Source organism: Nitrospirae bacterium YQR-1, assembly GCA_039908095.1.
Taxonomy (GTDB): domain Bacteria; phylum Nitrospirota; class Thermodesulfovibrionia; order Thermodesulfovibrionales; family Magnetobacteriaceae; genus Magnetomonas.
In genome coordinates this window covers 1-24,059 of sequence record JAMOBJ010000004.1, presented here as the reverse complement: position 1 = coordinate 24,059, position 24,059 = coordinate 1, and the positions used below count along the sequence as shown (strand labels likewise).

Below are 24,059 nucleotides of genomic sequence, written 5' to 3'. Positions count from 1 at the left end.
CAACTGAGTGATTAATAGATGTCATCTTTTGTATTGTAAACATTAAAGTGTCCGGTAGGAGTCCTTACCCAGTCGCCTGTGATTTCGTTTTTGATAGCAAATGTTTTTGCGTCATAAACCAACAGAGCTGTTGTATCGGCCTTTTTACCCCAAACGGATACCCAAATCTCGTCTCCGGCTTTGTTAAACTCAAAGTGTACCGCCCTGCCCTTATACTTATCAGGCATTTCGATTGTTTTTACAACCTCAAGTGTCTTTTTGTCAACTACAAATACGGATCTCTGGAGCTTAGCATCAGGATTTAACGGTCTGTCAGCCCACATATAGTCAGATTTAGGATGTGTTTTGACAAAGAGATTACCGCCGCCCTCGCCAGGCAGTTTGATTTTCTTTACGACTTTCCATGCATTGTTTTTATGGTTTACAGGGTCTGTGCCAATACATGCTATTGTGTTGTCGCCAAGGTGGCCTGTACACCATATCGGACCTAATTCGGAATGTTTGATATTTGCTCCGCGTCCAGGGTGCGGCTTCACACCGGTCTCTACTTTCGCTACAAGCTTTTTATCGATAGTATCTACAACAACAACAGTGTTTTTCATATTTGCAGCGACAAGGAAATACCTTTGCGTTGAATCCCATCCACCGTCATGAAGGAATCTCTCCGTGTCAATGGCGGCAAGCTTGAGGTTTTTAAGGTCAGAGTAATCCACCAGCCATGTCTGTCCGGTTTCTTTTATATTGACTACCCAAAGAGGATCATGCGTGGATGCAACGATGGAAGCAACTCTCGCTTCTCTTAAAAACTCGTTGGTATCATAGGTGTAGCTGCTGGTGTTTACTATTTTCAAAGGCTCAAGTGTCTCACCGTCAAGCACGACAAAACTTGGCGGCCAGTAGCAGCCTACAATAGCCAGCTTATCAATAAAGTCGCCGGCTGTTCCCTTGTATTTGCTTGTGTCAACGCTTCTTGCGTCATAGCATGTTTTTACCTCCGCCACCTTATCAGGTTTTTTCAGCCACAGGTCGATGAGCGTAGTTTTTCCATCTCTTCCGATAGAGTAGAAATATCTGCCGGATGCGCTGGATCTTAGTATGTGCACGGCAAATCCGGTATCTACAATATTTACGAGTTCTTTGGTATCACCGTCCACAATGGCAACCTTTCCGGTATCTCTTAAGATGATACCCATGAAGTTTTGCCAGTCACGATTATGCTCCGGCGCCTTTGGCCTGCTGTCAGGCTGCAAATGCACCTTTCTTGAGCTCTTCATCTGCTCTAAAGACATCTCAGCAGGTGACGGTGGCTCATGTTGAATATAACGAGCTACCAGATCAATTTCCTCAGGAGGCATAACACCTTGTTTACCCCAGTCGGGCATACCGCCGGGTAATCCGTTTGTCAGGATTAACTTCAGATTTTCAGTTCCGATGTTTTCCATTTTGTCGGGCGTAAGAGCAGAACCTGTAGCTCCCTTTCTTAACATACCGTGACAACCTGCACATCTGTCAAAATAAATCCCTGTCGCTTTTGTCATCTCAGCCGCTGTTATTGGGGGAGGCGGCTTTTTCTCTGGTGTAGCTTTCTTATCCGCAGTGGCTTTCTTATCTGCGGTGGCTTTCTTATCTGCCGTTGTGGTTTTTTTGTCCTCAGCATATGCCCCTGAGGACACTAATATCGCCAGCACTAACAATACTAAAAGACTTTTACTTTTTTTCACCATAGACTGTTTCAGAACGGTTGTTCCTTATTTACCCCCTATTTTTTTTATGTTCATAGACAACGTCGTTGTCACAAAATTAACTCACAGTTGTTATTATATTCATGTCTCACTTTAATAGCCCGGCTACTAAAGTAACATTTCATAAATCTATACTGAAGCGCACTATTGGGTATGTAACTTAAGTCACTAAGATGTTGCTTCTGCATTATTTAATTTTTGATAGTCACAGACATTTGCACTGTGTTAAAATATGATGGTCTGCTTAGTATTTTTGTACAATATGTTACAAATCATATTATAAACCTCAAATAATATGATTTAATATAACACTTAGATAACACTAAAAGACAGCTTAGTTGTCATTAAACAAAAAACATTTCAAAAGAGGAGATACTATGAGCGCATACCTTGAAATAACATTGAAAATTGATGCAGCAGACAGGCCTAATGCAGCAGGTGTATATACAAAGTATAAACAACCTTTTTTAAGCGGCATTACCGGCGCAAAATCTAAGGAATTACTCGTACGTGATGAGGATGTACAAGTGCTGCACGGTTTTGACACTGTGGATTCAGCTAAGGCATACCTTACCAGCGATCTGTTTAATAAAGATGTGGTTGAGGCTCTGAAACCGTACATCAAGGCCACACCCGAGGTCAGAATTTATCAGGTAGCATAAGGGAACTTATGGAAGGCACCGGCCGTTACCTTACGAGGTGCCTTCCCCACCCCTCCTTAAAAAGGCGGGGGCCCGCAGGGTGGGGTGGTTCTTCTCATTTACTTTTTTGATTGCAACATGGTATTAGTACCTCTGCGTAGCTTTCTCCCAGCCGCCTCGTTACTCTTTTGACTGCTACTTGGTATTAAACCCCCTTTATTAATATTCTTACCCACACAAAACGGAAAGGAACCAAAAATTTCTTGATTTTTTAATTCTAATAGGTTATATTAGTACTAATGTTGGTAATGTCAATTACTAATTACTTTATTATAGGTGCTGAAGGGAAGGTATATGAAAAAACTGGAAACAAAAAAGAATTCACCTTTGCACAAAAATGATTTACCCCTCTATGCAATCGGAGTGGCTGCCGAGTTGGTAGGCATAACCGATCAGACACTGAGATTGTACGAAAGACACGGGCTTATCAAACCGGCAAGAAGAAATAAAAACAGATATTACTCGGAAAATGACGTTAAGTGGTTGCATTGCATAAGAGACCTGATTCACCAGAGAAAGATAAGTATTGAAGGTTTAAAGCTCCTTCTGGACTATGCTCCATGCTGGGAGATAACAAGCTGTCCTGAGCAAAAGAAAAGTATTTGTTCAGCTTTTGTTGATAAGTCTATGTCATGCTGGGAGTTAAGCAAAAAGAGATGTATCAAGGAAAACGGGGTAAATTGCGAGGATTGTATAGTTTACTTAAAAAACTTCAAAAAACCTTAATTTACATGTGGCTTAATTTTTAATAAATTATAAGTACAAATTATGATTTTAATGTAAAATATTTTTCAACTGAACCGGAAGGATAAGGAGGAAAAGATGGCGGAAGTAAAGGTGGCAGGGCAGCCTAAGAAAAAAGGTTTTTCAATGGGAGGCTCTGTAAGTGATAAAGACTTAGTGGTTTTTACACGCCAGTTTTCAACAATGATTGATGCAGGACTTCCACTTGTGCAGGCACTGGATATACTGTCTGAGCAATCGGAAAATCCTTTCTTCAAGAATATTATACGTGAAATGAAATTAGAAGTGGAAGGGGGTGCGACATTTTCCGATGCTTTAAAAAAGCACCCTAAGGTATTTGACGAACTTTATGCCAACATGGTTCAGGCGGGTGAAACGGGCGGTATTCTTGATACCGTGCTCCAGAGACTGGCAGATTATATAGAAAAATCCATGAGGCTTAAAAAGAAAGTAAAAGGGGCTATGACTTACCCGATTGTTATTATCTCAATAGCGGTTATCTGTATAGGCGTTATTATGGTATTTGTCGTACCGACATTTGCCAAGATGTTTGCCACACTTGGAGGTACGCTACCTGCCCCGACAAGGGTGATTATAGCACTGAGTGGTTTTATAGCGGGCTGGGGCGGCGTAATGATTGTTGTAGTTGTGGTGGCTGCCGTGTTTGTTTATAAACAGATTCGCAGTACCGATAAGGGAAAATACGTTACGGATCAGATATTATTGAAATTGCCCATATTTGGCATTCTTATAAGGAAGGTGGCTGTTGCTAAATTTACAAGAACCCTTGGCACGCTAATCTCAAGCGGTGTGCCTATTTTGGAGGGGCTTGAAAATACCGCAAAAACCTCCGGCAACAAAGTTGTAGAAAGAACAATATACACGGTAAGGAGCGCGGTAACGGAGGGGTTGGCGTTATCTGACCCACTAAGTAAAGCTGGAGTTTTTCCACCCATGGTTACCAGTATGATAGCAATAGGAGAGTCAACCGGAGCTTTGGATGCTATGTTGTCTAAAATAGCGGATTTTTATGATGAAGAGGTTGACAACACAGTTTCAAACCTGACAGCTCTTATGGAACCTCTGATGATTGTTTTTCTTGGCGGAACTGTAGGTTTTACCGTTGTTGCCATGTATTTGCCCATCTTCAAGATGGTCACGCTCATTAAGTAAAGTTGATTGGTGAGATAAGAAAAGTCAGGGCACTGATACTTCTCAGGGTCTTTATCACTTATCTTTTGCTTGCATCGTTTTTCCTCTATGGCGGGAAGTTTGCCATTTTTCCATATCCTGTTTTGCTTTCCAACCTTGCAGTGTTCATATTCATTCTGACAATTCTTTATCTACTTATACTCAAGAGGCTTCAAAAGACCCGCGATGTTGAAACAGGCGACAGGTTTTACTTGTTTACTTATTTTCAGATTGTGTTTGATATCTTTTTAATTCTTTTTCTAATTATCATAACAGGGGGGATAGACAGCTGGTTTTCCTTTCTTTTGCTTGTAAATGTAATATCGGCAGGTGTAACGCTTGGCCGGCCTCCAATTATGGTAACGGCATCTTTAAACTCAATCGGCTATGGTGTGCTTATCGGGCTGCAATTTTACCGGGTACTAAAAGTTCCATACTCACCTGTATTAATTGGCCAGGATTTCTTTTATAACATCTTTGCTAATATAACGGCTCTCTTTCTTACCGCCTACTTGAGCCGTCACCTTCTTATCAGGCTTGAAAAAACCTCCAGTACTCTTAAACAAGCTGAAAACGATTTTCAGGACCTCTATTCCTTTCATCTGGAGGTTATAGAAAACATACCGGCAGGGTTAATTTACACAGACAAGATAGGCAATATAGTACTCTTTAACAGGCCTGCCGAAAAAATCACCGGCATTTCAAGAAAAACGGCAACTGAGAAAACGTTGGAAGATATTTTTAAGTTTGTGCCTGTTCCAATCTCCAACGGAATTTTTAAGGGTACAATTACAGATTACAGTGATGAGAGCGAGAAAATTATAGAAATGAAGATATCCTCACACATAAATACTTCCGACCGGCTTATGGGGTTTGTTATAGCCTTTGAGGATCAAACAAGGATAACCGAGCTGCAGAGGGATATGAAAGAAAAGGAAAAACTGGCGGCCATTGGAGAGCTTTCTGCAAACATTGCCCATGAGATAAGAAACCCCCTGGCGGCATTAAGAAGCTCAGTTGAAATGCTCCGTGAAGACAGTCTCTCCGGCAGGCTTAAACCTGAGCGTACAACTCGTATTATGGACATCGCCATTAAGGAAATGGATAGACTCAATAAGATTATCACGGATTTTCTTATATACTCAAGCCCCAAACCTCCAAATCTGGCCATGGCGGAGTTAAACAAGGTGCTGCGTGAGAGTGTGGACATGCTGCGTACCTCAGTAATAACGTATGTAGAGGGTGGCAGGCAGATAAGCATTAACTATGACGAGCCGGAGAGGGTATTTCTAATCCTTTGTGATGAGGATAAAATTAAGCAGGTGTTTTTGAATCTCGGGATAAATGCCCTCCAATCGCTGGTAAACGGCGGGCAACTTAATATTTCAGTCAAATCCGCCGGAAGTTTTATTAAAATAACCTTTAATGACACAGGAACAGGGATAGAAAGTGATGTTTTAAAAAAGATATTTTATCCATTTTATACAACAAAAAGAGGGGGGTCGGGCCTAGGCCTTGCCATAGTGTACAGAATAATAGAGGAGCACTCGGGGAAAATAAAGGTAGTAAGTATTCCCCAAAAAGGTACCACGTTTGACATCTTTTTGCCTGGAGGCTGATATATGGAATTTGGGAAAATCCTAATAGTAGAAGATGAAAGGAGCATGAATGAAATCCTGAGAATGCTTTTAGAGGGTGAGGGATATGAGGTGTTCTCCGCTTATGACGGTAAGGAGGGGTTGGAAGCTGTAAAGAAAGACATATTTGACATAGTGTTGACAGATATAAAAATGCCGCTGCAAACTGGATTTGAGGTTTTAAAAGGAGTGAAAGAGCAGTCTCCCGAGACAATTGTAATAATGATAACAGCTTTTGGAACAACCGAGGATGCCATAGAGGCGATGAAAGCCGGAGCTTACGACTATATAAATAAACCATTTAAGATAGACGAAATACGGTTAATAATAAAAAAAGCTCTTGAAAAAAGGCGGTTGAGCAGGGAAGTAAAAAACTTGAAAGACCAACTGGAGGGCAGCTACCGGTTTGAAAATATAGTGGGCAAGAGTAAGAGTATGAAGGACCTTCTGATGGCGGTTCCGAGGGTGGCCGATAGCAACTCAAATGTGTTATTAACAGGTGAGACCGGATGCGGTAAGGAGCTGCTTGCCCATGCCATTCACAAGCTAAGCAAACGGTGTGCAAATGATTTTGTGGCGATAAACTGTGCAGCCCTGCCCGAGGGTCTATTAGAGAGTGAACTTTTTGGCCACATGAGGGGCTCTTTTACAGGGGCCTCCTCAAACAAAGAGGGGCTTTTTGAAGTGGCAAATGCAGGCACCATCTTTTTGGATGAAATCGGAGATATGCCCCTTTCACTACAGGCAAAGCTGCTTCGGGTGCTTGAGGATGGCACTTTCAGAAGAATCGGCGGAACTAAAGACCTTACGACTGATGTCAGAGTAATATCGGCAACAAACAAAATTCTTAAAGATGAATCCACTGCAGGTAGATTCAGAAGTGATCTCTATTACAGGTTAAACGTTATTCCACTTCACATTCCTCCTTTGAGAAGCAGAAGGGACGACATCCCTATACTCATTGATCACTTTCTGGAAAAAAACAACATAACCGGCAGAAAGTTTTCCAACAGTGCCGTAGATGCTCTTATGAAATACTCATGGCCGGGGAATGTCAGAGAGCTTGAAAACATCATAGACAGAGTGCTCACCTTCTCCGAGGCAGAAACAATTACAGAAGATGAACTCCCTGCAGAGCTCAAAGAGCAGGCTATTTCTATAGAGTTTCCGCAGGAAGGGGTTTTTCTTGATGACATATTGATGGATACAGAAAAGCTGTATCTCAAAAAATCCCTTGAGATAGCCCACGGAAACAAAACAGATGCGGCTAAATATCTTAACATATCGTTTCGACAATTCAGGCACAGACTTAAGAAATACGGCATTGAATGAACACCTGGGAGGGAGTTTCTTAGCAGAGATACAACCCACATGAGAATCAATATTGATTTCATCTTAAAGAATCTATATGAGCATACATTTAGGTTTTAATATAAACTTGCCAAATAACCGTATTTTTTGCTATGTTAAATCAAAGATTAGCAGGAGTGTGATTTGGTACGTACTAAGATAACTAAACTTGGCAAGTATGAAGTAAAGGAAGAGATAGGCCGTGGCAGCATGGGGGTGGTTTACAGGGGGTTTGACCCGTTTTTAGACAGGGAGGTAGCCCTGAAAGTGGCGCTGTCTGAGATGATGCAGGATAAGGAGTACTCCCAGAGGTATAGCAGGATGTTTTTTAATGAGGCCCGGGTTGCCGGTATGCTTGACCACCCAAACATAGTCCACGTTTATGATGCAGGAATGGAGGGCAGCTATAGCTATCTTGTTATGGAATATATAAAGGGTGGGAAGACCCTGAGGGATTTCTCTAAGCTCCCCAGCCTTCTGCCACAGGAGAAAGTACTTGCTATAATATTTAAATGCTGTAAGGCACTTGATTATGCCCATGCACTTGGTGTTATTCACAGAGATATAAAACCGAGCAACATAATGCTTACAAAGGACATGGAAGTAAAGTTGGGGGATTTCAGTGTGGCTCAGATAGTAAAGGGTGATGAGACTCAGGTAACGGGTTTTCTTGGCTCTCCGCTTTATATGTCTCCGGAGCAGGTGAAGGAAGAGGAGCTGACAAACCGCACTGATTTGTACTCTGTAGGGGTGGTTTTGTTTGAGCTCTTAGCAGGGGTACCTCCATTTAGCGGCGACAATGTATCCAGCCTCATATATAAAATAATAACTGAGGACCCTATACAGATACGGCAGATACGGCCGGAGATACCGGAGACGGTTGCAAATATCATTAAAAAGGCGCTAAGCAGAAATCCGGATGACCGGTACCAGAGAGGGCTTGATTTTGCCGCAGATATAAGCCATGCCTACAGAACTCTGAAGCACTCCGGACAAGGAATTAAAGAGCAGGAGAAGTTTGAAAAACTTAAAAAACTGGAATTCTTTAAAGATTTTTACAATTCTGAATTGTGGGAAGTTATAAAAGCCTCCGACTGGGTAGAGTATGAACAGCAACAGAGGATAATAACGGAGGGAGATATAGATGAATCCTTCTACATAATAGTCTCCGGAGAGGTATCGGTGTTGAAAGGAGACAAAGTTTTGGTTAACCTCAAAGTTGGAGATTGTTTCGGAGAGATGGGGTATCTATCAAAATCCCGCAGGACAGCGGATATCATATCCTCCACACAAGTATCTCTTCTTAAAGTAAACGGCACACTGATAGACAAGGCCTCAGTGCATTGTCAGCTCAGATTCAATAAGGTTTTTTTAAGGACACTGATAGAGCGCCTGACAAGGACATCCGAGGAGCTTGCAAGGGATCGCTTAAAGCGCTCCTTAGAAAGTGTGTGAAATAAAAAAAGGGGGATATACCCCGATGGCTGAGAAAGTCAGAGTCATGCTCGTTGAGGACGAGAGTATTATAGCGTTAGATATAAAGAGCAGCCTGGAGATTATGGGTTATGCTGTAACGTCCATATCATCTGAGGCCGGGGACGCTATAAACAGGGCAAAGGCGGAGCTGCCTGATCTGATTCTCATGGATATTATGCTTGGCGGTAAAATGGAGGGGATAACAGCGGCCCGGCATATCCGCCAGACTTATGGAATACCGGTGATATTCCTCTCAGCATACTCAAGCGAGGAGATTCTTGCCAGAGCCACATCCGCAGACGCTTTCGGGTATATGCTTAAACCTTTCAGGGAAGAGGAGCTTCGCAATGCCATAGAGATGGCCCTTTGTAAACACAAAATGGAAAAAAGCATTTATGAGACCAAGCAGCTATTATACACCACTCTGGTAAGTATAGCAGACGGTGTGGTAACTACAGATGCAAGGGGGATTATCACGTTTATAAATCCGGCGGCTGAGGAACTGACTGGTTTTTCCTCCTCAGAGGTAGTGGGAAGATTCCTGCCCTCACTAATAACATTTACAGATGAATCAACAGGGCAAACCATAGACAATCCTGTTGAAAGAGCTATAACAGAAAAAATGTCCGTTACGTTTACAAACCATATATTAACAACAGCCGTGGGCAGGGTAGTGCCTGTAAGTGAGAGTGCAGCACCGATAAAAGATGACATGGGGCAATTGATTGGGGTGGTTTTAACATTTAAGGATCACAGTGAGCGGAAGCGGTTGGAGGCAAAGCTCCATCGTTTGACAATAACCGACTGTCTAACGGATTTGCACAACCGGAGGGGCTTCTATGTGCTTTCCGAGCAATACCTGAAGGTATCCCGCCGTATGCAACGTGATGTATATCTTGTCTTTATAGATGTTGACGGTATGAAATATATAAACGATACGTACGGACATCTGACCGGTGATACGGCGCTTATGGATGCAGCGGGAGTTTTAAGGGAAACCTTCAGGGAATCGGATATAATAGCCCGTCTGGGCGGGGATGAGTTTGTGGTACTTATTACAGATGAATCATCGCTTTCCGAAACATCAATAACCGAAAGGCTTAACGCTGCAGTTGAACAGTTCAACAAAAAGCATATTAGACATTATAACCTTTCGCTGAGTGTGGGTGTGGCAAAATGCACGCCTGAGAGCACTTGCACAATGGATGAGCTAATGGCATATGCCGACAGGCTTATGTATCAACAAAAACAGACAAAGAAACCCGACAAGGTTTATGATAAAAGTCTTACTTAGAGAGGGCTGTAGATGATAAGAACTGTGTTTTTGTTTCTTGCTCTTATAACCATAACCCCAGCTGATGCGGGCGGTGTGATGAAAGTAACAAAAGAGGAGCTCAAAAAACAACTTGGCTCTGCAGATGTGACAGTGATTGATGTGCGCTCGCAGATGGCTTACAACGCAAGCAAGATTAAGATTAAGGGAGCTGTGAGGGAAAATCCTGCTATGTTTGGACAGTGGGCGCATAAATATCCAAAAGACAAAACGCTGGTATTCTATTGTACCTGACACAGTGAGGAGTCAAGTGCCAGTTTGGTACAAGAGTTTTTGAAGATGGGCTACACGAAAGTATATGCGTTAAAAGGCGGCTGGACAGAATGGGAAAAGGCAAAGTACCCCACCGAGGCTAAATGATTTATACCAAGTTGCCCATCGCTCATACCAAGTAGCAGTCAAAAGAGTAACGAGGCGGCAAGGAGAAAGCGACCTCCCCTTACAGGGGATTCCCCTTTTAGGGGAGCGTACGTCAAGGAGCTTTCGACGAAGCCAACAAAGTTAATCGAATGAATGCAACTTGGTATCAATAAAAATAAACAGGTGGATACATTGACAGATAGATTAGTAATTTTTTAATATTGTCGTTAGGTACAAAAAAAAACTACAAAAAGGCCTGTACAGAGATGGTAACTATAGTAATTCCTACGTTAAACGAGGCGGCAACTATTGGTGCAGTGATAGAAGGCTGCAAGAAGCACTCTGATGAGATTATTGTCATTGACGGCAATTCCACAGACGGAACCAGAGAGATTGCACAAAATATGTCTGTTAAATGTATAACCGACAGCGGCAGGGGCAAGGGAGCAGCACTAAGGCAGGCCATAGAAGAGGTCAGGGGTGATATTATCGTCTTTATAGATGCTGACGGCTCACATGAACCAAATGACATCCCTAAACTTATTGAGCCGATTGTTAAGGGCGAGGCTGACCACGTTACCGGCTCACGCCTGCTTGGCGGCTCAAGTGAACTCCACGGCGGCTTTGATGAGTTTTTCAGACTAATGGGAAGTTCTTTTATCACAGCCTGCATCAACTGGCGCTACAGGGTCAGAATAAGCGATTCCCAAAACGGCTTCAGAGCTATTAGAACAAATGTGGCAAAACAATTAAAACTTAAAGAAAACATTACCACTATCGAACAGGAAATGATTATGAAGACTCTTAAAGGCGGATTTAAACTCTCAGAGGTACCCTCACATGAGTATAAACGTAAGGCCGGATACTCTAAAATAAAATTATCCAAAGTGTGGTTTAGATATGGCTATTCTCTGGTTAAATATTTACTTTAACGCCTGGCACTTCAACATGGAATATCTTTAGGTCAGGTGTGACCCTGCACCGGCTTACGTTTTATTTATATTTTTGTTTAATAGCTAAAATTGTCTGATCGCGCAGTGTTTTCAGATATCTGAGGGTGTTTTGATCTACCACTAAGTCACCGGCTATGGGTTTATCAATATAAATAAGGCCAAGAGGTACCTTATTAACCTTTATAGGAAACAACATAAATGTTTCCGAGTCCAGGAGATTTCTGTACCAACTGGGTATCCGGTCTTTTAATCTGTCGTCATTGACATCATTTATGAGGATATCTGAGGTATTGTGCAGCGATTCACTAAAGACATCTTTGTATGCATCACCAAAATAGAACCTGAAATTATTTATTATCACCGCAACATTCTCTCCAAAACCAAACCTGCCCTCCATGACGTTTTCCCGCGACGCCTTTATTGATATTATTATTCGCAGAGGATTGAGCCCCCTGAACATGATTTCAAGGATCATTCTCAGCACATCGTTTAGTGAATAGTCCTCCAGTAGAGAGGAAGCTACTTCCTGAATTCCCCTGGAAAATATCAACTCAGGGCTTTCGCCACGGCCAAACATGGTGGCCTTACACTCAAGCATTTGCACGCCGTCTTTACTGTTATAGTCTTGTTGCTTTACAGCGGCCTGATCTTTGATTTCCGGAGCCTCACTAAGTAGTTGTTTATTTTTGAGAAGATCCTTTAGTGACTTTGCAAGACCAATCCGGCCTACATCTACATTAAAATCCTTTCCGTAGCCGTCTATTTCAGCATAAGACTTATTGAGGATTACCATGAGTTGTTCTTCACTTATGGTAAAACAGTTTTTGTATTTATTCATAAGTTTTAAGACGGCTTTTTTCCATGCATCAGGTCCCTTTGATGCGTTACCGACTGCCCGACACAGTTCACTGGAGAAGTTCACTATGGTTCTTATTGAGTCTGAATCATTTTCGGGTTTAGCAACCTCAGGCTCATTGAGCCTTTGCATGCTGAAAACTATCTGAGGTGAAAGAAGCCACTCCTTGCCCATGAGCATTCCGATTTTCTCGTAAGAAATCCCAAAAACATTCATTGAAGCGCTGTTTTCTGCAACCCCGTCCTTGGTAAACTCCGTGACTTTGATTGCCTCTGTAGGCATATAATAAGTTGCCAGAGTTTTGCCTAAGTCAAAAAACATAGAACACAGAAACGCCTCCTCCACGTTACGGTTACCTATAGCCTTAGAGACTTCTCTGGCAATAACAGCGCTGAGAAAACTTCCCATCATCACGTTTCTTAGCTCAGCGGCCAGTGACTTGTTTTCAATATTTTCAAAAAGCATAAGAGACAGGGCAGCGTTTCTAATATGGTCAAGGCCTAAAACATAAACGGCTCTTGAAATTGTGTTAATCTTGCCTCCGTACTGAGCCCTTATGTACTGAGCGGTATTGACGATTCTCAGAATTTTGTTGGTTAATGCAAAATCGTTAAGAATCGTATCTGTCAACTCCGTAATGGTAGCGTCACTTTTAGATGTAGCCTGTTTGCTGATTAACTTTATGGTATGAGAGGCAGCGGGGAGTTCCTGCAGGTCTTCCAGTTTCTTCTTCAGTATTTCTATTGTATCTTCTTTCTTTCCCATTGTTATCCTTTCATTTCAGATTTTGAGACTTGCCCTTTGAGTTTACCATCAAGAGATAACACCTCCTGTTCCAGCACATCTATTAGCACCTCGAGCTCTCTGTTGCCGGTTTGGAAATCTGTCACTATTGATTTAATCGCCTCGGATTTCTCAGCCTTAGCCTTATGGCGGTTGGTAAGGTGGTTATTTAACTCCGCTACAGTATGAAACCGCCGTATCATCTCAGTTACCATATCCTTAAACTCAACAATTAAAGAGTGTTGATTCTTAATCACAGAGTTTTGCTCTCTGACCACAGTGTTTTCTTTTACAGCTGAGTTTTCCCTTGATACAGTGTTTTTCCTTGCCGCAGAGGCTTGCTCTGCAGCTTTGTCAGCTTCAGCAAGTCTATTTTTTAAAACTGCCATCTGGTTGTTGTACTTCTTTATCATGTCATCAAGGGTTAGCTCTGAGTCAAGTGCCTTTTTCCGGAGTAGTTTAAACTCATTGCTAAAGCCTGCTTTGAGGGTTTCTATCTCCTTCAACATTTTTTTTTCCGTAACCCCGTGCTTAACATAAAAATAAAACGTAGCTGCTATAAAAAACAGCAGAACGCTCCCTAATATTATCAAAACAGTTAAATTCACTTTTATAAACACTTTCCAGGTCTCCGTAAGACAAGTATAACATGTATGCCTGTAAAGTACAAAATATCACTCTTATAAGAACAAAAAGACTCCAAGCAATCTCTCTTCCTGTTGTGGACAAAAAGCGTCTGGACATTTCCGGCAGTCTCAGCTCGAAGCATTGGGCATCCTGCCCCGTTTCCTGAAGAGCTGCCGCACAGATTGATTCAGCTATATACGTTTAAAAAAGATGTTGTTGTTGATCCGTTTTGCGGCAGCGGCACTACTTGTCTTAGCGCATTGAAAAACAATAGACATTATATCGGATATGAAATCGAACCATCCTATGTTAAATTAGCAAATCAAAGAATCGAATCTCTAATGACAAAACTGAACACATTCTAATGTTTTGAAGCAAGGGAGTTCATTTTTGATTTCATGGACAGGGCACTAACATTTCAGGGCTTCAATAAAACTTTGCAGCTTATCGGGTGGTAGAAACTCCTCCGGCAGCTTTATGTCGGGAAAGCATAAGGGTAATGAAAGTCTGAGAAAATCCTTAACGGCAAATTCAAATAATCCATTCAGAAACACCTCCGTTGCGTTTTCAATCAGAAACGCCTCCGTGCTCCACATATCTGTGCCGCCGCTGATTATACCGGCACAATCGCTTGTTTTTACAGGTGCCGGCTGCGCACCTTTAGAGATAGCAAAGGAGCGTACATTGAGATTTAATGATTGAAGCCCCTTGACGACAGGGTTTTGGCCGAAACGATGCTTACCGGTTGTTATCGGCAGAAAGAGTGATGTGTTAACGCCGGAGCAGTAGAGCCAGGGTCCCTCTGACCTTGCACTATACGGTTTCAATACAAAATACAAATAGTCGTTTATATACTCATAATTCATACGCTTATATTAAAACATAATTAGGTTGGTTTTTTCAAAAAAATTGTACACATTGACCGCCTCTTTTATGTTTACTTATAATTATGCTGTGAAAGGTTATCAGCATATGGGCTCCAAAGTTGACTTAAGGATGTCGGCGATATTGGGGCTTATCATTATAACTGTGGCGGCATACTTCAATGTTATTAACAATTCATTTGTAAATTATGATGATTTTAAATATGTAACTGAAAATCCACATATAAGAAACGGATTAACTATAAGAAATCTTAAGTGGGCACTGAGCACCACCCACGGCTCGCATTGGCATCCTGTAACGTGGATTTCCCACATGGCCGACATTCAGATATTTGGGCTAAACCCCGCCGGTCACCATCTTATGAGTTTGCTTTTTCATATTGCAAACGTCATTCTGCTCTTTCTGTTTTTATTTGATGTGACGGAAAGACTTTGGCAAAGTGCGTTTGTTGCAGCGTTGTTTGCGGTGCATCCTGTAAATGTGGAATCGGTGGCATGGATTGCAGAAAGAAAAAATGTTTTGTTTATGTTTTTTATGATTCTTTCGTGGTTTTCTTATGTCTCTTACATAAGAAATAAAAATATGCCGGTCTATATAATTTTACTTTTACTTGCAGCGTGTTCCCTGATGTCTAAGGCTGCCGCCGTGGTGCTTCCCTTTACTCTGTTGCTTTTTGATTTCTGGCCGCTGAGAAGGTATGAAATCGGAGTGCTCCACAACGGCATTCTGTACCAGGAAGAAAAACACATGGTGCGTTGGCTGATATTTGAGAAAATCCCGCTTATTTTAATCTCTGTTGCAGGAAGTGTAATCATAACACTAATTCAGGAAAAATCCCGCACGATTATCTCTTTTGAAGAGCTGCCACTAACCCACAGACTCTCAAATGCCGTCATTTCCTACTTCACTTACCTCAAAAAACTGTTTATACCGGAAGGTTTTACCGTCTTTTACCCCTATAACGATGTTAACTCACTTATCCCGGCAATAGTGGCGGCAATTGTTCTTGGGGGCGTAACCGCTCTTGTCATAGTCTTCAGAGCTAAGGCGCAATATGCTGCAATGGGGTGGTTATGGTATGTTGGAACATTTTTACCGGTCATTCAAATTATACCGGTTGGACTTGCAAGGATGGCGGACAGATATGCATACCTTCCTGAGATTGGGGTTTTTATAGCCCTTGCCTGGGGTATCGGAAAACTGCTGCAAAATATCCGCTTTCATAATACTGTGAAAATTATAATCAGCTTAATTATCGTGCCTCCGCTGGTTTTTCTGACTTATAAACAAACAACCTACTGGAAAGATTCAATATCACTGTTTAAGCACACAGTGGAAGTCACAAGTGGTAACTACGTGGCCCATAACAATTACGGGCAGGCACTTCTGAAAGCAGGTAAAATTACCGCAGCGCGGATGCAATTTGAAAAAGGTTTGAAGATTCGTCCATATAACAGGGAATTGAATTTCAACATGTGGTTAGCCCTGTTGATGGAGGGAAGCAGTGAGGACAGTGAGAAGTATTTCAGTGTGCTTATATCTTTTAGTGAGAAAAACAGCGATATTGGTCTTTATAAGGAAGCAGGCGGCGCCTTACTGAAATATGGCCGGTATGAGCAGGCGGCACAATGGTTAAATAAGTTTATAAAGCAAAACAATGGCGACTGGGAAGTATATAAAAACCTTGGGGCGGCCTATGGAGGCATGAAAAAATATGATACTGCAATCTCAGCCTTAACTCATGCTTCAAAGCTAAATCCGGTTGATTGGGAGCCGCACTTTCTTAAAGGATTGCTTCTGAGGGAGACCGGCAAGAGAAACGAGGCGGTTGCCGAATTTATGTCTGCATACAGACTGAATCCTGACTCTAAAACCCTCAGAGACATCCTGCAACACACAGTTGAGGGGCTTGGTAAAAAGCCATGAAAAACCAGCGGGGTGTTACTTTTATAGAAAACCGGATTTTAAAGATTAAGAAGAATCAGAAGGAGGAGCTTTGATATGGAAAAGTTTAGTAATAGAGTAATAAGCGGGATTTTGGCGCTTGGGTTGGCATATGTTTTCTCTATGTTACATCCGGTTTTAACTTTAGCGGACGAAGCGGTTGACCCTGAAAATCTTTTTGAATCAAAGTGTAACCAGTGTCATTCAACAGACAGGCCTAAGGGTGCAAAAAAGACCCCTTCAGAGTGGAAAGATACCGTGATAAGAATGAAATTGGGTTATGGCTGCAATATAACCGACGAAGAGGCTAAAATAATTATTAAGTACCTCTCGGAAAAATATCCTAATACCAAGTAGCAGTCATTCAATTAACTTTGTTGGCTTGTTCGAAAGCTCCTTGACGTCTCCCTTAAAGGGGAATCCCCTATGAGGGGAGGTCGCTTTCTCATTGCCACCTCGTTACTCTTTTGACTACTACTTGGTATCAGCAAGCTGCAGGAGGTTATTTTTTTAAGCAGATATGTTTTGCATGTCTGCAGTGTATGTGTTATAATTGAGCCGGCTTAGCAAACTGTCTCAAAGGTCGTGATTATGGCTGACAGTGGCTGCAGACATAAATATATGTACAGACGGAGTTTCCGGTAATTATGATGTTTAAAGACGGATTAAAACGGGACAATGGAGCTGACGACATCCCTGCCGATGAGTATATGTTTGTTGACTCATTAGAGGGTATTGAGCTGCCGGAGCCGACTTTTATTAACTTAATAATGAATTTGAGCGGTAATGCTTTGATTCATCTCGGCATTGTTAAAGCCCCTGACTATGAGCAGGAGGTAAACCCTGAAATGGCAAAGCACCTGATTGATACGATAGTCATGCTGCAAGAGAAAACAAGGGGTAACCTCAATGAAACTGAACTGAAGCACATCAATGAGATAATCTACCAGTTGAAAATATCTTACGTTAATATAATAAATCAGCAATAGGAGGTAACATGCATCAGAGATTGTTGGCGGTTGTTTTAGCCGGTGGAGAGGGAAGGAGGTTATTTCCGCTTACGGCCATAAGGTCAAAACCATCTGTTCCTTTTGGGGGGAGATACAGAATTGTGGATTTTGTCTTAAGTAATATGATTAACTCCGGGATTTTCTCCACATACCTGCTGGTACAGTACAAATCACAGTCTTTGATAAAGCATGTTCAGGAGAACTGGAGCCAGACCTCAGTCTCAAGAGACCAGTTTATCACCATAGTGCCGCCACAGATGAGAAAGGGAACCGACTGGTTTCAGGGCACTGCGGATGCTGTCCTGCAAAATGTAAACCTGATTCAGCAGTACAAACCAACTCATGTTGTCATATTCGGTGCCGACCATATTTACAGAATGGACATCAGCCAAATGCTGGACTTCCACATCAGATCAAATGCTAAAGTTACCGTGGCTTCAAGACCGGTGCCTATAGAGGAGGCCTCAGCTTTTGGAGTCATCAAGACCGCCTCAGACGGTAAAATCGAAAGATTTGAGGAAAAACCTAAAAATCCGTCACCTATGCCTGGTGACCCTTCCAAGGCTTATATTTCCATGGGAAATTATATTTTTGATACCGATATCCTGATAGAGTCTCTGGCAGAGGCACAAAAGAGAAACGAAAATGACTTTGGAGGCCATATTTTGCCGCATCTTGTTAATAAGATCAATCTGTACTCCTACGATTTTTCTCAAAACGTGATTCCCGGCACTGCTCCCTACGAGGAGCCCGGCTACTGGCGTGACGTCGGTACTATAAAGGCCTTCTGGGAGGCACATATGGATATGCTTGGTGAAAAACCGGTTTTTGACATATTAAATCCCCAGTGGCCGATTCATCCGGCTATGTCGCTGGTGCCGCCTGCTAAGATTATAAGCGGCTGCATTGAAAACTCTTTTATTTCAGACGGTGTTACTATTAAAGGCGCCGTTATTAAAAACTCCTTCATAAGAAGCGGTGTTACCATTGAAGACGGCGTTGAAATAACTGATTCCATAATACTCGAAAACGTGCGCCTCAAAAAGAACTGCAAACTCAACAAGGTCATTATCGATAAGGACAACACAATTGGTGAGGGTGAAAGCCTGGGGTTTGATAAAGACAAGGACAGGTTTAAAATGCACGTAGATGAGTGCGGCATAGGGATACTTCCTAAGACGGGGTCCATATAGGTTATGGAGGTCATTAACGAAACCCTGACATTTAGCACAAAAGGCTGCTGTGACTTAATAAATATAACCGGCCACGTTGCATCGGTTTTAAGCAACTCCGGCATCAGAAAGGGCATAGTCACTGTTTTTGCCGTAGGCTCAACCGCCGCCATTACAACTTTTGAGTACGAACCGGGATTAATTAAGGATATGACGAATTTGTATGAAAAAATTGCTCCTTCAAAAGCCTCATACGCTCATGATGCCACGTGGGGGGATGCTAACGGATTCAGTCATATACGGGCTGCCTTTAGCGGTCCCTCACTAACTATTCCTTTCGAGGACGGCTCTATGTATCTGGGCACATGGCAGCAAATTGTTCTTGCCGACTTTGACAACAGGCCCAGAAGCAGAAGCATTGTTGTAAACATTATCGGACAATAATAAAGAGGAGGATTCAAAAATGGAAGTTTCTGTTATAAAACCGCAAGAGAAAGAGCTTAAAGAAAGGGGAATTCAACACTGGCCTATATGGAGCAAGGAAGTGTCTAAGTTTGACTGGTTTTACGACAGTACAGAGGAGTGCTATATACTGGAGGGAAAGGTTGAGGTTGTAGCAAAGGATGGTAAAAAAGTGGAATTTGGAAAGGGTGATTTTGTTACTTTCCCTAAGGGGCTTGCCTGCACGTGGGAAATTAAAGAGCCTGTCAGAAAACATTATAATTTTAAATAGTTTGTTTAACGGGAGATTGTTAAAATTATTTTCCTATGAATAAAGAGTTCATTGATGAGTTTGTATCACCTCAGAGCAAAGAGAAATATACACTGGTTGCTGGTGAGATAGAAGGTGACAGGGTCAAAACAGGTTATCTTTTGAGCGAAAAATCAGGTGAGAGGGTGGAAATAACTAATTTCATCCCTCGTTTTGTTAAGAGTCAGGACTATACTGAAACATTTGGTTATCAATGGAACATTTTCAGGAAAACTCAACTTGACAGCAGCAACTTAACTGATTTATCTCAAAGGCGTTTTTACAACGGCACGAAATGGCAGCCCGTGGAGATGAAAGGCACAAAGATTTTGGAGGCCGGATGTGGTGCCGGCAGATTTACCGAGATTATTTTAAAAACCGGTGCTTTGACGTATTCCTTTGACTACAGCAATGCTGTGGATGTTTGTTATGAAAACAACTTAAATGACCGTTTATGTGCTTTTCAGGGAGACATTTTTAATATTCCCTTTCCTGAAAATTATTTTGACAAAGTGTTTTGTTATGGTGTGCTTCAGCATACTCCCAACCCCAGGGCCGCCTTTTATTCTCTGGTAAGAGCCCTCAAACCCGGCGGTAAAATATCAGTTGACTGCTACCTCAAGGACGGTAGAATCGAGCATTGGAAATCCAAGTACATATGGCGGCCTGTAACTACAAGGATGGACAGGGAATTATTATTAAAAATCTTACGTGCATATATTCCCGTGTGGTTTCCGGTTGACACTGTACTTAAGAGAATACCTTATCTGGGAAGGTTTTTAGGCTCTGTAATCCCATGCTGGAACTACACAGGAAGAGTGAAGGGCTACAGGGATTTGATAGAGTGGGCGGTAATGGACACTTTTGATGCTTTGGCTCCTAAGTATGATTTGCCCCAGAGGTTTGAAGATGTGCTACAATGGTTTCAAAATTCACCGGAGAAATTCACCGGCATAGATGTTTTTTTAGGTGCAAACGGAATTGTAGGAAATGCTGTTAAGCTATAACCGTACCTGGGATGGAACTAATAAGTTTGCTTACTGAGTGACTGTTAAAAATTCAGGGGGTGGTGCTATGGCGCCATCCCCCGGTACTTATACGTTTTTTGTCAGGTAGGTCAGGGTTCTTGCAAACCCTCCCCCTTAAGAACCGTACATGAGAGTTTTCCCTCATACGGCTCAAGCCTATTAAATGCCTATTAAAGACACGGCATCACACCTTCATTAAGACTTTGTATTACAGGTCTCATATGGATTGAAGTTATATTTCACTTTTACGTGCCGTATGGTAAGCGTCAAGTTAACCCCACCCACATTTTTTTATGTTAACAGTGTAAGCGTCAAGTAAACCCCATCTTCAAAAAAATAAGTAGAGGTGTCATACTTGTGTGAAAAAAGATGGGGTTTACTTGACGCTTACGGTTTACTTCTGTGAGTTTGACGGCCTGCGCCGCATTAAGGTGGCGGTTAAAATAATAGAAGGATGAGAGCTCGAAATCCGATGGTGTATCTTAATTATGTGTCCATTTTTTCTGGGGAACATCGTAATTTTAAAACGATAACTAACAGGTTTGTAAGGAGCAGGTCAAATAGGAAAGGGGTAAAATATACGTATAACTCATAATTATAAAAAAGCAGATCAGTTAGGAACTTTATCCCTGTCACCGAAAAAATGGTAATTAAAAAAGCCGGTAACCTTTTCATAAACATCACTATTAAAGAAATTATGAAAGTCGCTATAAATGCCATCACTTTCTGGTGTTTTAACTCTATAGGGGTAATAAAATTCCTGTTAAGTAACATGTCTATTGCATAGGCATGGATGTAAACGCCGGGCATTTTTTTAGAAACAGGACTTGACACTATATCGCCGGCTAATGGTGCACTTGCCCCTATTAACACTATTTTGTCTTTGAAAATCGTTGAATCTGTCTCATCAACCTTCCAAAGTGGTATCGAGGGAAAGTCCCTGTCCGTATAGTTAATAAAAGTGTAATAGTCAAGGATGCTTTCGTACATAGAAGGTATCATCATATCGCCAAGTTTACAATGTCTTATTCCAGCCGTGTTAAAGTCAAAGCCGGCATCTGCATACGGGGCATAAACCGCACCTCCAACATATTTACTTACCACCTCCATAGGAAAAGGCAGATACTGTTCGTAACTATAATAATCCGGGTTTATATCAAAGGCAGTTATTTCATTGTTTTCTGAAGGGATCGCTATTCTTACGTTTGCAAGAGTAACGTTGTTATTGTTTTTATAAATACTTTCATGTGTTTCGGGATTAATTTGTCGTAATAAAAAGCTATCTAATTCGTGACTGAAATAAGCAAGCACTATGTTGGATTCAGCATTTTCAAGTATCTTTATAAGTTTCAGATCTTCTTTTAAATCTCTTATACGGCAAAAAAAATTATCAATACCCAGTACTTTTGGTTTTCCTTTAAGAATCCCCTCAATAGCATCGGCAAACACAGAGCGTTCATAACCATAGCGCTTAACAGTTTCGTCATCGAAAGCGACAATCAGTACTGGAGTAGTACCCTTGCTTTTAGTTGGAAATCGCCTGCCATAAAGGTAGTCGTCAATTATGGGAAGTTTTTCTTTGATTATAAACGAAACGTCTGTCACGAAATAGACTATTAAAAGGGATAGCAGGAAATAATATTTATTCTTTAGAATCTCTTTCACCTTTATAATGATTTACTCACTTATGGACTTCCATATTACAATATTATATTATTAAATTAGCTTTTTTCAAATTTTTGAAACTTTAACAGCATTATTATACGGTATACCTTTCTCCATAGGAGCAATCCAACAAGTTGCTCCTATGGAGAAAGGTTGCTTAACAAGAAATTGTTAAATTGTTCTCTGCAAACTTATCGAGTTCCTCCTCCAGGTATTCTTACCGCTGGCATTCCTAATAATGGAGGTTTATATCCTCTTAATAATGGATATGTAGTTGTATTATCAGACGCACTTTTACTTGAACCTTTCTGACCTTTTGAAGCATTAGTGCTATTATCGCTGCTTTTTCTGCTCCCTTTCATTTGGCCTGTCTCTGGATCCTGAATATAATCAATTTTTTTCTGCCCTTTTGAAGAACTAGTAATATTATCACGATTATCGCTGATTTGAATTCTTCCTTCTAATTTGCCTGTTACTGGATTTTGAATATAACGATGTGCATTTCCCATAAAGTCCTCCTATATTTAAAAAAGATTTTAAAAGATATGTCATTTTATAATGACATTGTGCTTTACACCTCATTCTTTCTTCTGTTTTATTTTATCATGGTTTATAAAGTAATCATGTAAAATGTGATAATTTTTTAAAACAGCGCAAATTTTTCACAATATTCTTTTTCCAAAAGATTTTTATTATGTTTTGAAATTATGTAATTGTTGTATTTACCTAAAAAATAAGACAAACTACAAACAATAGCGTGTAATACCAGAGTGAAAATGTGTTGAGGAGCTTTTGACGATGCCAATGAGGTTAAGCGATTGAATGTAACCTGGTATCAGTCTTTATAGCTTAAAAAATGTAAACCAATGCTCCTTACAAAATGTACAGATTTCCCCTTCCATCAATAACATAACAATCCATAAATGGTTATTTTTTTAATGTTTTCACAGTATAATTATTTGGCATTATTTGTGCATATACAATTAAGGGGGAAGGCGAAATGGATAAAATGATGACAATAGAAAAATTAAAAAATTACGCTAATGGAATTACAGTCTTATATGCCGAGGACAGTGTTGATATAAGAGAGGAGACGGCAGCCGTTCTAAGGAGTTTTTTTAAAGTAGTTGATGATCTTCCCCCGATTCAGTGGACACAAAGTTAAGGTACCCCATTATAGAGTTCGAAGTCAATAGGGCTTAACAATCCATTTTTGGAATGCCTTCTTTGACGGTTATAAAAAGCCTCTATATACTCGAATATACTACTCTTGGCCTGTGACTTTGTTTCATAATTTTCATTGAATATTAACTCAGTCTTTATCGTATGAAAAAAGGACTCGGCTACGGCATTATCATAGCAGTCTCCTTTTTTACTCATACTTTGAATGACTCCGTATTGCTTCAGAGCATCCCGAAATCAGAAACTTTCCTGCCTCCTTCCACCACCAGTCGTACGGCCTCTGCTTTGAACTCCTTATCATACCTTCGCCTTTCCATTGTCTTACCTCCTTTTCAGTATTCTATCTTATTTAACTGTCCATTGAATCGGGGGAAGATCACTCAATACCGCTTGAGGTGGCGATAATTTAAGAATAATCAGATTTTAGCGTCAAGCACATCCCAGAACTCTTATTAACAAAAACAGATGTGACAAGCAAGTGACTTTTTACCACTTGAAAATGCAATAATTCTAAAATAAACACAAGGATGTAATCTGATAACGATATTTCACACTCTCTTCATCAAAAACTCCTTCAATTCATCAACTGAACCGGCCAGAAATCAAAAAGCAACAGAGTAAAGGGAAGCACCACGGCGGCAGCCTTAGACATCAGGGAACACGCTGCAA

At 41.2% G+C, this 24,059-nt stretch carries 25 protein-coding genes and 2 pseudogenes; 19 read left to right on the top strand and 8 right to left on the bottom strand.

The features are described 5' to 3' along the window. Positions 1-11: 11 nt before the first annotated feature. Complete coding sequence (locus H7844_03815) at positions 12-1,724, bottom strand: nitrite reductase (GenBank protein ID MEO5356409.1); 1,713 nt, start codon at positions 1,722-1,724, stop codon at positions 12-14. Between the two features lie 395 nt (positions 1,725-2,119). On the opposite strand from H7844_03815, the gene H7844_03810 reads away from it, so the two are divergent. The 9 genes from H7844_03810 (at position 2,120) to H7844_03770 (ending at position 11,466) form a co-directional block, all read left to right on the top strand. Next, a complete protein-coding gene (locus tag H7844_03810; protein ID MEO5356408.1) occupies positions 2,120-2,404 on the top strand; it encodes a hypothetical protein in 285 nt (94 codons plus the stop codon). Positions 2,405-2,737: 333 nt separating this feature from the next. After that, positions 2,738-3,169, top strand: coding sequence for a MerR family transcriptional regulator (locus H7844_03805; protein MEO5356407.1), 432 nt, complete (start codon positions 2,738-2,740; stop codon positions 3,167-3,169). Between the two features lie 96 nt (positions 3,170-3,265). Further along, positions 3,266-4,360, top strand: coding sequence for a type II secretion system F family protein (locus H7844_03800; protein ID MEO5356406.1), 1,095 nt, complete (start codon positions 3,266-3,268; stop codon positions 4,358-4,360). 2 nt (positions 4,361-4,362) lie between these two features. After that, complete coding sequence (locus tag H7844_03795; GenBank protein ID MEO5356405.1) at positions 4,363-5,997, top strand: ATP-binding protein; 1,635 nt, start codon at positions 4,363-4,365, stop codon at positions 5,995-5,997. A gap of 3 nt (positions 5,998-6,000) precedes the next feature. Further along, on the top strand, positions 6,001-7,347 hold the full coding sequence (locus tag H7844_03790; GenBank protein ID MEO5356404.1) for a sigma-54 dependent transcriptional regulator: 1,347 nt from the start codon (positions 6,001-6,003) through the stop codon (positions 7,345-7,347). Positions 7,348-7,509: 162 nt separating this feature from the next. Next, complete coding sequence (locus H7844_03785) at positions 7,510-8,820, top strand: serine/threonine-protein kinase (protein ID MEO5356403.1); 1,311 nt, start codon at positions 7,510-7,512, stop codon at positions 8,818-8,820. 25 nt (positions 8,821-8,845) lie between these two features. Next, positions 8,846-10,135 carry a diguanylate cyclase gene (locus tag H7844_03780; protein MEO5356402.1) on the top strand — a complete coding sequence of 430 codons (1,290 nt, stop codon included), beginning with the start codon at positions 8,846-8,848 and terminating at the stop codon, positions 10,133-10,135. A gap of 78 nt (positions 10,136-10,213) precedes the next feature. After that, positions 10,214-10,534, top strand: a complete 321-nt coding sequence (locus H7844_03775; GenBank protein MEO5356401.1) for a rhodanese-like domain-containing protein — start codon at positions 10,214-10,216, stop codon at positions 10,532-10,534. A gap of 266 nt (positions 10,535-10,800) precedes the next feature. Then, positions 10,801-11,466, top strand: a complete 666-nt coding sequence (locus tag H7844_03770) for a glycosyltransferase family 2 protein (protein MEO5356400.1) — start codon at positions 10,801-10,803, stop codon at positions 11,464-11,466. 61 nt (positions 11,467-11,527) lie between these two features. Here H7844_03770 and H7844_03765 read toward each other — a convergent pair whose 3' ends face one another. Next, the gene (locus tag H7844_03765) at positions 11,528-13,108 is read right to left on the bottom strand and encodes an HDOD domain-containing protein (protein MEO5356399.1); all 1,581 of its coding nucleotides are present in this window, start codon (positions 13,106-13,108) and stop codon (positions 11,528-11,530) included. A 2-nt stretch (positions 13,109-13,110) separates the two neighbouring features. Next, positions 13,111-13,746, bottom strand: a complete 636-nt coding sequence (locus tag H7844_03760; GenBank protein MEO5356398.1) for a hypothetical protein — start codon at positions 13,744-13,746, stop codon at positions 13,111-13,113. Positions 13,747-13,839: 93 nt separating this feature from the next. Here H7844_03760 and H7844_03755 point away from each other — a divergent pair. Next, positions 13,840-14,118 (top strand): annotated as a pseudogene (locus H7844_03755) (site-specific DNA-methyltransferase). 45 nt (positions 14,119-14,163) lie between these two features. Here H7844_03755 and H7844_03750 read toward each other — a convergent pair. Further along, on the bottom strand, positions 14,164-14,619 hold the full coding sequence (locus tag H7844_03750; protein ID MEO5356397.1) for a hypothetical protein: 456 nt from the start codon (positions 14,617-14,619) through the stop codon (positions 14,164-14,166). A gap of 106 nt (positions 14,620-14,725) precedes the next feature. Here H7844_03750 and H7844_03745 point away from each other — a divergent pair, with 106 nt between their 5' ends. The 8 genes from H7844_03745 to H7844_03710 all read left to right on the top strand — a co-directional run bounded on the left by H7844_03745 (position 14,726) and on the right by H7844_03710 (position 21,001). Beyond that, positions 14,726-16,564, top strand: coding sequence for a tetratricopeptide repeat protein (locus H7844_03745; GenBank protein ID MEO5356396.1), 1,839 nt, complete (start codon positions 14,726-14,728; stop codon positions 16,562-16,564). 75 nt (positions 16,565-16,639) lie between these two features. Continuing rightward, positions 16,640-16,939, top strand: coding sequence for a hypothetical protein (locus H7844_03740; GenBank protein ID MEO5356395.1), 300 nt, complete (start codon positions 16,640-16,642; stop codon positions 16,937-16,939). A 290-nt stretch (positions 16,940-17,229) separates the two neighbouring features. Beyond that, positions 17,230-17,571, top strand: a complete 342-nt coding sequence (locus H7844_03735) for a DUF1844 domain-containing protein (GenBank protein MEO5356394.1) — start codon at positions 17,230-17,232, stop codon at positions 17,569-17,571. Between the two features lie 8 nt (positions 17,572-17,579). After that, positions 17,580-18,785: a glucose-1-phosphate adenylyltransferase gene (gene glgC, locus H7844_03730; protein MEO5356393.1), complete on the top strand. Its 1,206-nt coding sequence runs from the start codon at positions 17,580-17,582 to the stop codon at positions 18,783-18,785. Positions 18,786-18,788: 3 nt separating this feature from the next. Next, entirely contained in the window at positions 18,789-19,208 is a 420-nt protein-coding gene (locus tag H7844_03725) for a secondary thiamine-phosphate synthase enzyme YjbQ (protein MEO5356392.1), read from the top strand. Between the two features lie 19 nt (positions 19,209-19,227). Next, positions 19,228-19,497, top strand: a complete 270-nt coding sequence (locus H7844_03720) for a cupin domain-containing protein (GenBank protein ID MEO5356391.1) — start codon at positions 19,228-19,230, stop codon at positions 19,495-19,497. A 35-nt stretch (positions 19,498-19,532) separates the two neighbouring features. Further along, entirely contained in the window at positions 19,533-20,522 is a 990-nt protein-coding gene (locus H7844_03715; protein ID MEO5356390.1) for a methyltransferase domain-containing protein, read from the top strand. Positions 20,523-20,902: 380 nt separating this feature from the next. Beyond that, positions 20,903-21,001, top strand: a complete 99-nt coding sequence (locus H7844_03710; GenBank protein MEO5356389.1) for a YjbQ family protein — start codon at positions 20,903-20,905, stop codon at positions 20,999-21,001. 28 nt (positions 21,002-21,029) lie between these two features. On the opposite strand, the gene H7844_03705 is transcribed toward H7844_03710, so the two are convergent. Together H7844_03705 and H7844_03700 are read right to left on the bottom strand one after the other, a co-directional pair. Further along, the gene (locus H7844_03705) at positions 21,030-22,208 is read right to left on the bottom strand and encodes a CHASE2 domain-containing protein (GenBank protein MEO5356388.1); all 1,179 of its coding nucleotides are present in this window, start codon (positions 22,206-22,208) and stop codon (positions 21,030-21,032) included. Between the two features lie 191 nt (positions 22,209-22,399). Beyond that, complete coding sequence (locus tag H7844_03700; protein ID MEO5356387.1) at positions 22,400-22,717, bottom strand: hypothetical protein; 318 nt, start codon at positions 22,715-22,717, stop codon at positions 22,400-22,402. A gap of 491 nt (positions 22,718-23,208) precedes the next feature. Between H7844_03700 and H7844_03695 the strand changes: the two genes are divergently transcribed. Further along, a complete protein-coding gene (locus H7844_03695) occupies positions 23,209-23,373 on the top strand; it encodes a hypothetical protein (protein ID MEO5356386.1) in 165 nt (54 codons plus the stop codon). Here H7844_03695 and H7844_03690 read toward each other — a convergent pair. Beyond that, positions 23,370-23,627, bottom strand: a pseudogene (locus tag H7844_03690) (IS3 family transposase). The gene H7844_03695 and the pseudogene H7844_03690 overlap by 4 nt on opposite strands. Next, positions 23,612-23,707: a transposase gene (locus H7844_03685; GenBank protein ID MEO5356385.1), complete on the bottom strand. Its 96-nt coding sequence runs from the start codon at positions 23,705-23,707 to the stop codon at positions 23,612-23,614. Before H7844_03685 ends, H7844_03690 begins: the two are co-directional and overlap by 16 nt. Positions 23,708-24,059: the final 352 nt, after the last annotated feature.

Coding starts and splice junctions, on each gene's coding strand:
- H7844_03815 (MEO5356409.1), bottom strand. CDS start 1,724: ATGGTGAAAAAAAGTAAAAGTCTTTTAGTATTGTTAGTGCTGGCGATA.
- H7844_03810 (MEO5356408.1), top strand. CDS start 2,120: ATGAGCGCATACCTTGAAATAACATTGAAAATTGATGCAGCAGACAGG.
- H7844_03805 (MEO5356407.1), top strand. CDS start 2,738: ATGAAAAAACTGGAAACAAAAAAGAATTCACCTTTGCACAAAAATGAT.
- H7844_03800 (MEO5356406.1), top strand. CDS start 3,266: ATGGCGGAAGTAAAGGTGGCAGGGCAGCCTAAGAAAAAAGGTTTTTCA.
- H7844_03790 (MEO5356404.1), top strand. CDS start 6,001: ATGGAATTTGGGAAAATCCTAATAGTAGAAGATGAAAGGAGCATGAAT.
- H7844_03780 (MEO5356402.1), top strand. CDS start 8,846: ATGGCTGAGAAAGTCAGAGTCATGCTCGTTGAGGACGAGAGTATTATA.
- H7844_03770 (MEO5356400.1), top strand. CDS start 10,801: ATGGTAACTATAGTAATTCCTACGTTAAACGAGGCGGCAACTATTGGT.
- H7844_03765 (MEO5356399.1), bottom strand. CDS start 13,108: ATGGGAAAGAAAGAAGATACAATAGAAATACTGAAGAAGAAACTGGAA.
- H7844_03750 (MEO5356397.1), bottom strand. CDS start 14,619: ATGAATTATGAGTATATAAACGACTATTTGTATTTTGTATTGAAACCG.
- H7844_03745 (MEO5356396.1), top strand. CDS start 14,726: ATGGGCTCCAAAGTTGACTTAAGGATGTCGGCGATATTGGGGCTTATC.
- H7844_03740 (MEO5356395.1), top strand. CDS start 16,640: ATGGAAAAGTTTAGTAATAGAGTAATAAGCGGGATTTTGGCGCTTGGG.
- H7844_03735 (MEO5356394.1), top strand. CDS start 17,230: ATGATGTTTAAAGACGGATTAAAACGGGACAATGGAGCTGACGACATC.
- glgC (MEO5356393.1), top strand. CDS start 17,580: ATGCATCAGAGATTGTTGGCGGTTGTTTTAGCCGGTGGAGAGGGAAGG.
- H7844_03725 (MEO5356392.1), top strand. CDS start 18,789: ATGGAGGTCATTAACGAAACCCTGACATTTAGCACAAAAGGCTGCTGT.
- H7844_03720 (MEO5356391.1), top strand. CDS start 19,228: ATGGAAGTTTCTGTTATAAAACCGCAAGAGAAAGAGCTTAAAGAAAGG.
- H7844_03715 (MEO5356390.1), top strand. CDS start 19,533: ATGAATAAAGAGTTCATTGATGAGTTTGTATCACCTCAGAGCAAAGAG.
- H7844_03700 (MEO5356387.1), bottom strand. CDS start 22,717: ATGGGAAATGCACATCGTTATATTCAAAATCCAGTAACAGGCAAATTA.
- H7844_03695 (MEO5356386.1), top strand. CDS start 23,209: ATGGATAAAATGATGACAATAGAAAAATTAAAAAATTACGCTAATGGA.
- H7844_03685 (MEO5356385.1), bottom strand. CDS start 23,707: ATGGAAAGGCGAAGGTATGATAAGGAGTTCAAAGCAGAGGCCGTACGA.